Origin of the sequence: Fluviispira vulneris, from assembly GCF_014281055.1 — a bacterium.
Classification (GTDB): domain Bacteria; phylum Bdellovibrionota_B; class Oligoflexia; order Silvanigrellales; family Silvanigrellaceae; genus Silvanigrella; species Silvanigrella vulneris.
Window position 1 is genome coordinate 217,251 of record NZ_JACRSE010000004.1, and the last position, 14,996, is coordinate 232,246.

Sequence of the window (14,996 nt, forward strand, 5' to 3'; positions counted from 1 at the left end):
ATCAATTTTGGCAGTTTTATTCTTATTTGCTTAGACAATAGTTATTTTTAAAAAAAACAAATATTTTAAATTTATTCTTTAAAATAAAGAATTTAAATTGTCACACCCAAAAATCGTCATTTTATGTAAATCTCAATTTTTTTTTAACAGCTTAGATTGACACGCTTTTGAAAGGAATTTTATGCGAAACCAGATTCTCTACCCATTGCCCCTTCTTACAATTATTTCACTCAGCTTGATAAGTGCTGGTTGTAATAAGCCTGCTGATAAAAATAAGCAACTTGGCTCTATAAGTTTCAGCAGCAACACAGCAGAAAATGCATATGATTTTCTCGATGAAATTAATTTGGACTTATTAAAAGATGAAAATGATCAAAAACTGTATGAATTATCTCTAAAATATGAAGATTATGATTTAAAAATAGAAAAAGATGCAGACGATGGCATTCAACCTTGGAAACTTTATGCAACTATTTATATAAATCAAAGGCCACATGAGATTGCATTAAGCGATTCTACTCTCGAAAAACTTGAAGAACAATTAAGTCACGAAATTATTTCACGTAAAAGCGATGATATTATCGAACTTGAAAAAACATTTAACATTTCGATTGAAATCATCGAAAAAAATGGTTCGCAAAAATTTAAAGTAACTGATAATAATTCTGGCGAAAATGATACATTTCAAAATTTAAATGATATAAAAATTGTATACACTGGAATAGAAAATAGTTCTGCTTATATAGCAAAAAAAGCAAAAACAATTAAATATGTCATTCGAAAATTAAGAGGAAAAGATCCTCATAATAAAGTTATTAATTTAAAGACACAAGATGCTGGAAAAGCACTCGTTATAGATGGATTTGATGATCTTGCCTCAGCCCTTGAAAATTCAGGTCTCCCCAAACATTTAGAACTTTCTCTCAAATCTTCAATATATATGATTTTCGGAGGTGCTGTTTTTATTGGTTATGAAGGTGCAAGTGAAGAATTTCAAGAAACAAGAAGCGAATACGCCGAAAGCGTTGAGGAAACAAAAACTCTACGCAAAGAAATCATCGCAAATATGGAAAATGAAATTGCTGCTAAAGAAGTTTTGCTAAGCTCTTTAGAAACATCAGATAATTCTTTAAATTCGCAAGCTAAAATAGCTCGTGAGATTGCAATGGAGAATGCAAAATTTAAAATCGAGTTTGCTAAAGAAATTTTGAAAGCTATAAATTCAAAAAAAATACAAACTAAATTAGATGCAAAAATCTTCACAAAATTACTAGATCTAGTGCAAAATCATAATATGAAAGTGAAGGAAATTAAAACAAATGCTAATGTGCATTTAAAAGTATTAAATAGCGATCATGCTCAATTATTTAATAAATTAAAATCTATTGAAAAAATTAAATCACTCCCAGTTCAAGATCAAGAATATGTTGCCACATCTTTAAACTCACTATTTGAATACCAAAAAGGATTAAATGATTCTTTAAGCAAAAGCATTGAATCAACTTCAATTTTACCAAATATCAGCCGTGGATTGTCATCCATGTTTTATGGGATGGTTGCTTTTGAAGCAAAAACACTTGCAGAGTTAACGACCTTAAACTCAAATACACTTGCTGCTGGCTCAGCAAAAGCTCTTGCGTTTGAAAATTATTTGTTTTCAGTCGAAGCGATTGGCAATACTTTTCTAGCAGCTGGTCAGGCTCAAATGGTCTTAGCTGGCTTATCAAAAATCTCTGACAATAGTAAAGAATTAAAATCTTTAAATACATGGATTGAGGAGATGGTTAAAAGCAGTTTTTGGGATGAAGTCAAGGCATCAAATTTAGATCCACATAGCAAAAAAAATATTTTAAATACCAAAAAAATATTAGAAAATTTTTATAAGAGCAAACGCAATTGGATTCGAATGCGTGCCATGGGCGATACAATGCTAACAGCTGGTCAGGCTGCGATGTTTGTCTCAGGTCCTCTTGTGTTTGGCATGCCTGCTTTGTCTGGCTTTGGTGCAGGATCGACTATTCTTGGAATTGTCACATCACAAATGAGTGATCAATACATAGATAAAAATTTTGAATTTGATGCTCCTGCAGAAGACTCAATGGAAGCAAAAATTGCCAAAGGGGATCTCGACAACCCAAATGATCCACTTATTGTTAAGTTACTTGATCGTAGCACAAAACTCGTAGATCTTTCACATCAAAAAGCACAAGTGCGCATTTGGCAAAAAATATATGACACATTGATCATAAACCCAAATGTGGATAGTAAAGAACTTATTCGTTCATTAAAACACGATTGGCAAAATAAAAATTCGAAAATAAATTCTGCTAAAAAAGCATATTATTCAGAGGTATATTTAAAAAATCTCAAAAAAATGTTCCCTGAAAATAATCCACAATTATTTAATAAAAACTTAGAATTTATTGACCAAGCTAAACTTTTATTAAATAGCAATACAAACGAAAATAGTTCACTTAAATCTCTAAATTTTATCAAATTTATCTCTACACATCTAAGACTCTTAAATATAAATAAAGAAGTATCTAATAATGTTTATTCCCCAGTACTTATAGAAAAAGTAAAGACGTCATCGTTATCTAATCATAAAATAGGTGAAACTATAACGAGTATATTTACATTTTTCGATGAATTTGGACTTGCTGGTGAATTTGATCGCAGAATTGTTAAAAAAATTGTTTTACAAAATGGCTTTCCTTTCTCGACTGAAAAATCTGCTTTAGATAAGAAAAAAATAGCACATCGCTATCTAAAAGAAGTTGTTGTAAAGACAAATAAACAACCTTGGAATATTCCAAATCCTTTGCCTGGCTTTTTTGTCTATTATTTTCCACAATTGTCAGGGAATAGCGACAAACCAAGCAAACCTCTTATTTTTTCTAAAAAAGACAAATCTGTATATATTTTTGATAGAAAACTATATTTGGAAGATTTAAATAACTATGAAAGCATAACACAATCTGAAAAAATTGCTGTCGATGAATTTACAAAACTAGCTTTTGAAGCAAGTGATTATGCTAACTCTATCGATCAAACTTTCTTTGCTAAATTAAAAAAAATGAAAGGAATTTTTGGTAAAGAATTGCGCAGTGTATTTGTGTTAACTTATGAAGCTGCTGCAAAGAGTATTTTTAAAGCAAATACAATTCGACCTATTACTGATGGTGTGGTCGAGCAACTGGACAAATACAATAATATTAATAATATTGCCCCTATAAAAAGCAAAAAATTCTCAAAAGCAAATATTGCCAAGTATTCCTATGCAGGAATAGAGAAGTTTTCTCATGCAGCCAATAAATATAACGTAGGTATGAATTTTTTACTCATGCCTCAATCTCTCTCCAATATTCATCAATCCGTTCAAAATGGTGAGATAGCAGATGCAACCCGTGGAGCATTGAGTTTCTCTTTTAATAATGCTGATTTGGCATTTGACTTAGCTCGCACAGCTGGAGGTCAGAAATTTTGGGTAAAGCACCCAAAATCTTTCCAAGGAATAGGTTCCATTCAAGTAGCTCTCAATGTCGCTTCCGCAGGTCTTGATATTTGGCAAGCCGTCGAACTTTTTAAAGCAGGTCATGCTACTGAAAATAAATCTTTAAAAACAGACCTTTATGTGAATGCGTCCTTAACAACAGCAACAGCTGCAACGTCTCTTGGAACCGCTTTGTTGTTACCTTTGACAGCCAAAGCAGGACCTATTGGCACAGCAATTGGTTTTACCATTATGTTCTCGCAAGGAACCTATAATGCTGTGCGCACGTCAGAACAGCTGAGGGAACTTGGATTTTCTGAAGAATATGTGGTCATGAATTCTATTGCAAATTTCTTTGGCCAATATAGCACAGGTGAAGATCCAAAGTTCATTGTAAAAAAGACTGCAAAAGAAATGGAAGAAACAACTATTCCAGATATCATAACGCTTAATAATAAAGAATTTTTAGAAAATATTGGGAAAAATAAACTTAACAACTCCTATTATTTCAATAAAATTGTTTTCCCAAAAATAAATTTATACGTTCCATATACACATGCTGAAATTTCTACATTTTGCGCATATGGAATTTGTAACAGTCAAAAAACTCAAATTCCCAGACCGATCGAAGAAGATAAGCACATGTGTTTAACAAACAATTCTTATTTTTCTAATGAACGTGATAGCAAAGATACTCAGATGCTGCTTGGAGAGCATTTGAAATTCATAAATTTGCATCACACACGCTTGGCCAAAAAAGCAACAACAATACCAGCTGCACCTCCCAGTATTTCCTATGGTGCATTTGGCTCAAGAAATAACTATAACTCCACAATGCCATGCCCCAAAGTCTATAACAATTATCCTATGATTGAAAAATATGACAATCCTACGCCAGAAAATTTGGAAAAGATAAAAAACATCTCTGAAAGTCAAAAAGCAGATTTATATTTAGTAGGAATAGGAGATCAAGGTAAACATGGCAATATGATCAGCTCCATAATGGCTAATAAAAACAATAAAAATTTATTTAATATTCATCCTGCGAGTTATATTTTACAACTCGTTGGGGGAGATAAAGAAGATATTTTTGAATTTTATAATTATTTGCAAGGAAAAACAGAAGGCTCATCGACAAATGGATTTATTGATGGTGGAGACGGAATTGATACAATAAACCTTCAAGGACTTAACGGTAAAAATGAAAAAGTCTATATCTCTCTAAATGGCTCTACAAATAATCAATTTTTAGAAATTAGAAATGTTGAAAATGTTATTGGCTCAAAAAATGACGATGTTATTGATGGTAATGAATCCAATAATGTTATTTTTGGCAGAGATGGCAATGATATTATCAAAACATATGCTGGAAATGATATTTTGTATCCTGGCACTGGTAATGATGAGTTACACGGCGGAATTGGCAGTGATGTCTATGTCATATTGAAAAAAGACGTTGCAAAAGGAACTGAAAAAATAATCAACAATTTTGATCATAGAACAAATAATAATTTTAATGATTATTATGATGCAATCATGACAGATATCGAAAATTTATCCACTTTAAGAGATGGTCATGATCTTCTCCTTGGAGTCTATGAAGAAGATGATTTCGTTAAATACATTCGAATTAAATATTATTTTGTAAGTGATAAATACAAACATATTGGAATATCAGATCTCAATGGCAATGTTTATACAACTTTAAATGGAAGTCTAGATAATTCAAATAGTAATTCTCCTGATTATTTAAGCGGACAAAATATAAATACAATCAATTTAAAAGGGAATTATCCTATAGTCAGAATGGACGAAAAACTCCAATATTCTGCGCGAGAAAACTCAAATATAAATACTTTTAAAGCACTTTATTTGTCGGGAAATCCCGAAAATACAAATAAACTGAAAAAAGACACATTCAATTTAGAATTTAAAAATGTCATAGGAACAAATGGAAATGATGTTATTTTTGGCGATAACCAAGATAACTTTATCAATGGGCAAAAGGGAATAGATTATTTAAAAGGCAATGATGGTGATGACACTCTTTCGGTCTTGCTTGAAACAAAAAAACTTGAAAATGAATCGCAAAATATAAATAATGTGCTACTTAATTATGTTAATGGACAGCAAGATGAATTCATCCAATTAGCCGGTGATAAAGGGCATGACAACTATATTCTCAATCTATCTAATCTTTCACGAGTCGAAAATACTAAACCGATTTTCGTTGAAATAAACAATAAAGACAAAGAAGAAAAAATAGATTCTCTTATTATTACTGACACAAGAAATACAATTTCAAATATTTATTTTACAAAAATATCTAGCTCTGAAGATTCTAACCAACATTTAAAAATTAATTTCTTTGATAATGTTGAAGAGAAAAACTATGTTGTAATTCTTAAAAACTGGTTTAATCATTCTGAGTATCAACATTTGCAAATTCAGGTTGGAAATAAACTATCAATTCCTCTCTCGATCATGAATTTAGTAACGAAATCTTTAATTGACAGTGCTATGACAAAAATAACAGGAAATCTACTCGAATCGGAGAAATTTGAATTCTCAATCAATGATTTATTTTTAGCAATAAATCAATATCATTTTAACATTTTTAAAAATACATACCATATTATAGAATATAAAGCATTGCGTCAAAAAGAAAATATTCTAGATTTTAAATTTGAAATAAACAACGATCCAAATGTAAGTAAAATAAAAAATAAAATTAAATTTGCTCATCTTGAAAACGATCTTGTTATTCAGTTTGAAGCAAATTCAATCCAAGAAAACTCTTCATTTATTGTTCTAAAAGATTATTTTAAATCTCATGAGTTCAATTCCAAGAGTTTTATAATAAAAGCAAATGATGTTCTTCAGGTAAATTCTGAAGATTTTCAAGATTTAGTTACAAATCTCGTTGAAAACGATTTGATAAGTCTTGAGCTTTAAAAAATCAGAATACGCATTGCAATAATTTATTGCAATGCTTCGAATTTCAATCTTTTGACAGAGTCTCCGCCAGATTTAAAAAAAATTTCAAAAAAATATTATATTTAGAATATGCGATTCTTTATTCAGAGGAATTCAATGAATATAAGAAATATTTTATTCAGTTTAATTTTTATTATGAGCTTCATGCTTAACTCATGTGGATCAAATGGCTCTTCTAACAAAATAAAACCCAGCAATCCAGGGCCAGCGAGTTGCCTTGCAAGCTCTAAGTCAGCTAGCCCTGCTATTGAATTTAAAATAGATATAGCGCAACCAACTTTAAATTTCAGCACTCCTCTGGGGCAATTGACACCCAAACAAAATAATCCATTTTCAATTGTGGGTGGAACCGATGCAACGATAAATAACTCCTTTGCTCCTGCCCAAACAAATACTGTTGCAATAACGATAGGTAATTCCGTGTGCACTGGGACAGTGGTCGCAAGCAATTTAATCCTTACAGCAGCTCATTGTTTCGACAATGCAGATTTTAACTCAACATCCCCTGGAAATGTTATTTTCTCAAATGATTTAAATTTAGGAACGACTGTTCCAATTTCGTGTTGGCAGAGAAATTCAAACTATATTTCATGCGCAGAATATTCAATTTACAGTTGTGTCTTAAACGATATTGCTTGGGTAAAAATAAATGGGAATGTGAGCACATATAACTACTCACCTGTATCAATCCTTACAAACCCACAAAATATTTCTACGACTGAAACGAAATGGATGGCTGGTTTTGGTAAACTTAATGACACACTTAATAATTCTTCTGGTCATAAATTTTTTGTCAATACACCATTAAGGGGAACCCACGATCAGATCCTAAGTGATCGAGTCGCTCTCTTTAATTCTGGAAGCTCAAGCAATGCTTTTCAAAATTATTTAACAGTTATTGGTCCCTATACTGGACTTGGCTCCTGTGAAGGAGATTCCGGTGGCCCCGTTTACATTGCTAGAACAAATGTTTCAAATGGAAGCACTCAATATGTACTTGCAGCTTTAACCCAAGGAAACAATAATATTTTAACACCAAAACCATCTGGTTCCTATCCATCATTCACTTATGACTACTCAACTCTTGCGAATTGCAACGATGGGTTTGGGGTCTACACAACTGTTGGGAATTTTGTCAACTGGATTACAAGTACGAGTGGCGTGAGTGTTACGACATATCCATAAATAGCTCATTATTCATGAATGTTTTGACCATATTCTCTCAGAGTTTTTTGCCATTCTTTATTATTATTAAGCTCTTCTATTTTTGTGTTTAAATATTGAAAAAGCTTTTTATTATTCTTAGATACCATTAGATATCTTCCATATGGAGGTGAAAAAGGTTCTTTTGCAATATAAATATTTTTGTTAGAAAATAAAATATTATTTTGCTTTTTTAAATACTGAAGAAAAGAGTTTTCCTTACCGATAACTTTAGTTAGTGCTTCATCAAAACGATAAGAGTCAACTCGAATTATTTTTCCTTTACTGATGTATTGCTCTAAGTTTTTGTATCGTGTGCCATATACAGCTGAAAACTTCTTTCCAAAAAGCGATTCTAGATTGTGGTATTCTACAATTTTATTTATATTTGAAACTACTAACTGAAAATCTTCTAAAATACTATTTGTCCAATAAAATTTATTCACAAAATCATTTGGAAAGAATTTCTGATTTACCCATGCAATAACCAATCTATCTTCTTTTTTTTCTAATAAAAAATCTACTCTTTTTCTTGGATAAAACTCTGGTTTAAAAATATATGGACTTTTTTTGTCCATATTTAAAATCCTTGCCAATTCAACATGATCTGACCCAGTATGCCAGTTAAGAGTTGAAAATGTTAAATTAAAATACAAATATGTATTTATGCGGAAAATCGTCCGAAAACATGGATCATGAGTCCCTTAGCAGATAGTACTTTTAATGCAATTTGAATTCCGCTCGATTTTATTAACCTGTTGAAAAGGATGTCAATTGACTGTCGAAAGGAACTAACAATTTTTGAGTATACTTCTTCATCGTGGGAGAGTTCTTTTTTTGAATTTGAGAGTTTAATCGGAGTGAGGGTTTCAGACCCTATAAGTTCTAAATTGTGTTTTGTATTTTTATCTATATAAGCTTTATCAGCTTTAATTTTAGTATTTTTTGAGTTAAAAGATCCTGTTTAATGGCAGTTAAATCGTGTATACTTGCTTTTGTAATTTTTACGAATTTGGGTGCAGCAAGTTTTTAATTTCTATATGTTGCAATGAAATGGAGCTTTAATCCATAGTTATAAGTATCCTTTGAGGAGAAGTAACCGACAGAAGAGATATCGCTGGCAATCTTGCATTTATAAGCATGAGAAGCTTTTGTAAGCATAATTGGCAAAGAGTCAACGAAGGTAATATTTATTGATGATTGTAAATCGGGATTAAATTTATTGTTTTTAAGTAAAAAGTTTGAGAGTTCAGGAAAAAGCATATTTAAAGCGTTTAGTCTGGATAAATATCCTTCATATGATGGCAAGAATGGAAACCAAGGGGGAAAGTATTTTTTTGTAAAGTTAAAAATGGATTTTATCATTCAAGATTCCAAAAATGTAAATTGTGATGGTTTCTTCATCGGTAAACAAGGGGTTTGAATTTGGACTTATTTTTAAGAAAGTTGAGAAAAGAAATTGCAAGTAGTAAGATAAACAGTGATGAGTAGGCACTGCCAGTCCATTGATAGCTCTTTTGTTACTTTTTTTTAGCAACAATTAACTAACAAATCGGAGCTATTTATTCTTCCATGCTAATGATTTTCTCAACTCTTAATTCGCATATAAATCTAGTAAAGAATATTCCTATAAACATATTGAAGATCTTTTAACAAATGACAAAATTAATTGGGAAATAATTCAAAAGAATCTTCCTGATATTCTACAAGTTGCTCAATCTATTATGGCTGGAGTGATTAAACCGTTCACAATATTACGTAGGCTTGGGTCAACAAATCAAAAGAGTAAACTTTTTTAAGCTTTTAAGTTGCTTGGTCGAATAATTCGAACAATAACTTTGCTAGAATAAGTTTCAGATAATGAACTTCGTCATATTGTCCAAGGTGCGACAAGCAAGTTTTAGTAATATAATAAATTCGCTAAATAACTTCATTTTGCACAAGATTTTATTAAGCAAAATAAACGAGATGAACAGCAAAAAATAATAAAATACAATCACCTTATAGCAGATCTTTTAACATTTCATAACGCTTATTCAATAATAGAAGCTCTAGTCGAAATGGAAAAAGAAGGAATCAAAATACTGGCAGAAACAATTTCTTCATTGAGTCCTTACAGAACTAGACATGTTCGTCGTTTCGGAGAATTCCAATTTTCAGAAGTAGATACAAAAATAATTGATTTAGACTTAAAGCCATTTGTTACTGATGAGCTATTGAAGAAAGCAACTATACGTAAATAAGATGAAAAATGATTATTATAAAGGCTTTATAAGTGCAATAGATAACACTGATTGTGGGCTTGAGCCATAGATTTCAGTTTAGGGTAAAAAATATTAGAAAGAATTTTTCTAATACGCCGTCCTAAATGTTCTTGCATCCTCAAAAAAAGCATTAATGAAATACCAATTGATTTCACAATTTTTTGATATCACTTTTTCCATGCATCTACTCCTGACTGCATAAATTCATCAATGTCTTTGTATCTTTAAAAAATTAAATAATTTCTTTTAACGAAACTCCATAATCTCTCTATTGGATTTAATTGCGTTGAATATAATGGTAAAAAATATAAAATTATATTATTAGGTAACAATATAATTTTATATTTGAATAAGCCTTTGCTCCGTCAAGTACCATTACAACGTGTTCGTTTTTAGAGATTGTTGAAAATTGATCTAAAAAAATTTGCATATTTAATGAATCTAGTTTTGGCAGAATAAGTCCAAAATGGTTGCCATCTTGTGTTTTTATTGCTCTATAAATCCATGCATTTAAGAAAATATATTGATTCAAAAATTCTGGCCTTTCTCCTGCTATTGACCATATTCCTAATTAAATGGTCATTTGTCCATAACGGGGTTCATCTTGGTAATAAATACGTACATTTATTCAAACGCAGCATTCTTTTTTTACTATTAAAAATCAAATACTTCTATATTAAGTTAAAATTTTATAAAAAAACGTTAATCTATTTCGTACAAAAACATTTAGGACGGCGTATAATTTAAAGTGTATAAGACTTAAAACTAATATAACTCTACATTTATTTTTCGCTATTACATTTGAAGGTCATGCACGTTAAATTATGAACTGCATGACCTCATTTTTATATAAAGAATACATACTGAGTTTAATAATAAAGTGTTTTTTATTAAAGAGGGTAAATTAAATTTTCAATAATTATTACCTAATCAATTTTTTAATTTGTCAATAATGGCATTAAATCCAGCACTGGTATATACGTCTACAACTTCACTATCGGCTTGGGGCAAGCTTGATTGTTTAATAATCACAACTTTCTCTGTAGGATCAACATAAACCCATTGGCCACTTATCCCTAAAGCGCTAAAGGCTTTATTTTTATTTCCTACAATCCAGAATTGATTTTTATAGCTTTTAAAAACAGAAGTGCTATTTAGTTTTTTATATGCGTTTTTATCGCCACCATCCATTAATTTTTCAATCACCGATTTTGGCAATATTTGAGCACCGTTAAACTCTCCTTTATTAGAAAGCATAACGCCTATTTTTGCTAAATCCAATGCGGTAACATTAAATCCTCCACCGCAAGATATTGTTCCTTTAGCATCATTTACTACAAATGCGTCTCTGGTCATTCCCATTGTAGACCAAATGCGTTGTTCCATTATTTTTTCAACAGGTGTGTTTGTTGCTTTTTCTGCGAGCCAACACATAACGTCAGTGGTAGGTGTTGCGTAATGAAATTCTTTACCAATGTTTACTTTTTGTAAAGTAGCAAGGAATCCTCTTATGCTTTTTTCGCCTTTATAATTAGGAGAGTATTCTCCTGAACCTAACGTTGCTCCATAGTTATTAATTTCAGCATTTGGATTCGCATATTCTTCTGAATACTTCATATGTATTAGCATGTCTAATATTTGTTGAACTGTAGCATCGGCGTAACCTGATTTTTTTAATTCAGGAATATATTCTGAAACCTTAGCGTTTGGATTTAATTTGCCTTCATCTATTAATGAAGCAACAAGCAAGCCTGTTAACGATTTACTAACCGACATAATAATATGCCGCGTTCTGTCGTTTTGGCCATCAAAATAATTTTCATAAACAATAACACCATCTTTTACAACGATAAAAGAGTCTGTTCTGGTATTAAAAAGCATGTCTTTAATTTTACTTTTTTCTTTTTTATTTGTTTCTAAATTTAAAAACTCAAAATCTAATTCGTCTATCTCCTCAGTTTTTAAATTCTTTTTAAAAATAAATTCTTCTTTTGTTCCTTTATCAATGGTTTTAGTAGGAAAAAATTCTGATATGTTTTTAAACAAAAATCTATTATTTTCTTTAGATAAAGCATTAATATCAGTAATATTTAGTTGGGTTCGTGTTTTGCCAGCTGTAGATACATTTGCATCAAGTCCTATGACAGAGTTTTTAGCATAGGAATAAGTAGAAAATGTAGTAATAACAGATAACGCTATTAATTTTAGAGTCATAAATCACCTTATTAAAAAACAAATATAAAAAGTTCACTCAAAAACAAATGTAAAAAGTTCACTCAAAAACAAATGTAAATGAATTTTTTGAGAGAGTCAAATTGGATATAAAAGATAAAATATTTTAGTACTCTGTAAGTAACGTTGTCAAATGGGGCTAGATAGGTTATTAATTTTATATAATATTAGATTAATTTGAGAAATTTTTATTAAAATCAACGATAATTAAAAATCGACCTTATTATTAACCTGTAAAGAAAATTTATATTTTCAAGCATAACTTGAAGTTAATTCTTTAATTAAATCTTCTACTTGATTAGCAAGGATATCCATAAATCGTAAAGCTACACCTTGAGGTTGATTTCCACTTAGTTCGCACTTTGCAACTGATTCATGAGAAACAGCTAAACAATTTGCAAATTCCTTTTGGCTCAATCCAAGTGAAAGTGAAGTTTTTTTATTTGGTTTGGTTTCATAATAAGTTCAGGAAAAAGCATATTTAAAGAGTTTAGTATCGATAAATATCCTTCATATGAAGGCAAGAATGGAAACCAAGTGGACAAGTATTTTTTTGTAAACTAGGTCAGATCAATTTATTTTTTTTATTAAAATTTAATAATTTTAAACCGATACTCTAAAATAAGTATATATTTGAGGACAAAACAAATGTGTATAATAAAGTCAAAATTTTTATTAATAACTTTTCTTTTATCGATATCTTTAAGCATTTTTGCTGATGAAAATTCTGAAGCCACCAATCGTTTTACCCTAACAAATGGTTATTGGGATACAAAATACAATTCTAACGAAGGAATTGTCTATTTTCCTCTGTCAGTCATTGATACTTATAGTTGGGGATTTAGAAAGCTTTCGTTGGATAGTAATATTTTTGGGAGATCATTTTCGTTTATATTATCTCTCTATCTAGTAAACTATATTAATACTACATATTTAAATACTCCATTTCATGAGTTCGGCCATGCAACAAGATTTCAAAGCTATGGTTACAATATTACTCGATATAATGTGGGTGAAGATAATTCTGTAACCGCTAACTCTTATTTCGAAATGGTTTTTAAAAGAGCTAAAACAGGACCAGTTGGAGCTTCGACATCTGGAAATTTTTCTATTTTAAGCACAAGCCAAGATCTCATAGTAACAGCTGGCGGTATGAATAATGAAACTCTTTTAAGTGAAAGGCTATCTGATAGAATATATGAGAGAGGAGGATCCGTGCCTGATTTATTTTATCATTATTACAATAAAAAAGGGCCTTATGATTATTTTAATATTTCAAGCTCAAGTGGAGATCCTACGATTATTTTAAATACTTATAAAACTTTAGGATTAAATATTTCAAAACAAAATATAATGGACTCATATACTTTTAGCCTACTCGCAAGTGGAACTTTTTATTCGCTTTTATGGGGAAACATAAAATATTTTTATAACGGGGAGCAAAATATAAAACCTATAGATATATTTGGATTTTCACTACCAGACTTTTATACATATTTAAACTCGCGAGGTCTTTCCATAGAAACTATACTTCATTATAGAGTGAATGAAGCTTTAAGTTTTGGTTTATCTTATGAAAAAGTTTATAATGGAACACCTTACGATGAATTTGGGCCACAATTTCGCTTAGCTTTAAAATTAAATTCAAATTATTTAAAATTCTTGATTATAAAGCCTCAACTGCTTATTGGTGCTGGAGATAATGTTGATTGGGGAGGAAGTTTATTAACAGAGCTAGAAGGAACATATTTTGGGACTTTCGCTAAATATACCTATTATAATAGTAATACTTTATATGGAGAAAGGAATAATCCATTTATAAATACCCCTAACGAACTACTTGCCGGTTTCTTTGTAAATTTAAGATAAAAGTAACTAAAGCGATTTTATTATTTTCTTTTTTGCATTTCAATCAATTGATCGAGTAGATCCTTTACTGTCATTCTAGATACACCAAGACAACGTAACGAAGAGGCGACAACATTTAGAATCGATTTTTCTAAATCAAAATGTTTTTGATCCCCATTCTTTAAATAAACAGGCTGATGAGCATCAACAAGAGCTATTGCATCAGATCCCAATTGGGTTTTTAAATAATCTACACTGGGATGAACATTCTCAATATAAAATTGATACCGACTGAGCAAAGATTGCTCATCATCATCGGCTCTACCTCTCTTAGTTGCTCGAGAAAGCATTTCTTGTTTACTTATACTTAAATGTAAGACTTTAATGACAGGAATATTAAACTTCTTGAGAAATCCGATTAAATGCTGGGCAGCTTTAACTGTTCTTGGATACCCATCAAGAATAAATGGATGGGTGCGAAATTCAGGGGCATGCTCAATATGAGCTGAAATAAAATCCTGAGTCCAGCGATTGGGTACAAGCAGTCCATTCATTGTACAAAACTCAAGCCAATCAAGTTGACTCGTAAATTTTTCCATTTGGGTTCTTTTAAAAAATGCTTCCATCTCTGGGATATAATTTAAAACCTTTTTAGTCAGATCATCTGTTGTGTCGACACAATCAAAAATATTGGATTCAGATGAAATTTTATAATTATCTGCCAGAAGTTTTGCATAACTTTTTTCATTTTTGGCACGCTGAAACGTCGTACGCAAAATTTCACCCATTGATAAATGAGCTTCAGGTGGAATGGACATGACTTTTGATAAAGCTGCTGCAACTTCCCCTTTTCCACAACTTGAAGGTCCAGTTAAAATCAGAACACCAGGGCCTCTGAGTGAAACTCTTTCAACTTTTATCTTGGATTCCAGTTCGTAAGCAACTCGATTGAGGGTCAT

At 30.8% G+C, this 14,996-nt stretch carries 8 protein-coding genes and 1 pseudogene; 5 read left to right on the forward strand and 4 right to left on the reverse strand.

The window, feature by feature from the left end; genetic code table 11:
• The first annotated feature begins 181 nt into the window (after positions 1-181).
• Positions 182-6,448, forward strand: coding sequence for a calcium-binding protein (locus H7355_RS10260; protein ID WP_186647179.1), 6,267 nt, complete (start codon positions 182-184; stop codon positions 6,446-6,448).
• Between the two features lie 138 nt (positions 6,449-6,586).
• Complete coding sequence (locus H7355_RS10265; protein WP_186647181.1) at positions 6,587-7,675, forward strand: S1 family peptidase; 1,089 nt, start codon at positions 6,587-6,589, stop codon at positions 7,673-7,675.
• A gap of 8 nt (positions 7,676-7,683) precedes the next feature.
• Here H7355_RS10265 and H7355_RS10270 read toward each other — a convergent pair whose 3' ends face one another.
• Both H7355_RS10270 and H7355_RS10275 read right to left on the reverse strand, forming a co-directional pair.
• A complete protein-coding gene (locus H7355_RS10270) occupies positions 7,684-8,271 on the reverse strand; it encodes a substrate-binding periplasmic protein (protein WP_186647182.1) in 588 nt (195 codons plus the stop codon).
• A 451-nt stretch (positions 8,272-8,722) separates the two neighbouring features.
• The gene (locus H7355_RS10275) at positions 8,723-9,058 is read right to left on the reverse strand and encodes a hypothetical protein (RefSeq protein WP_186647184.1); all 336 of its coding nucleotides are present in this window, start codon (positions 9,056-9,058) and stop codon (positions 8,723-8,725) included.
• Between the two features lie 251 nt (positions 9,059-9,309).
• Between H7355_RS10275 and H7355_RS16210 the strand changes: the two are divergent.
• Positions 9,310-9,492, forward strand: a pseudogene (locus tag H7355_RS16210) (Tn3 family transposase); the annotation flags it as partial.
• A gap of 150 nt (positions 9,493-9,642) precedes the next feature.
• A complete protein-coding gene (locus H7355_RS10285) occupies positions 9,643-9,936 on the forward strand; it encodes a Tn3 family transposase (RefSeq protein ID WP_186647555.1) in 294 nt (97 codons plus the stop codon).
• Positions 9,937-10,887: 951 nt separating this feature from the next.
• Here H7355_RS10285 and H7355_RS10290 read toward each other — a convergent pair.
• Complete coding sequence (locus H7355_RS10290; protein WP_186647186.1) at positions 10,888-12,171, reverse strand: serine hydrolase domain-containing protein; 1,284 nt, start codon at positions 12,169-12,171, stop codon at positions 10,888-10,890.
• Positions 12,172-12,837: 666 nt separating this feature from the next.
• Here H7355_RS10290 and H7355_RS10295 point away from each other — a divergent pair.
• Complete coding sequence (locus tag H7355_RS10295) at positions 12,838-14,058, forward strand: hypothetical protein (protein WP_186647188.1); 1,221 nt, start codon at positions 12,838-12,840, stop codon at positions 14,056-14,058.
• A 20-nt stretch (positions 14,059-14,078) separates the two neighbouring features.
• Here H7355_RS10295 and H7355_RS10300 read toward each other — a convergent pair whose 3' ends face one another.
• Entirely contained in the window at positions 14,079-14,996 is a 918-nt protein-coding gene (locus tag H7355_RS10300; RefSeq protein WP_186647190.1) for a nucleoside monophosphate kinase, read from the reverse strand.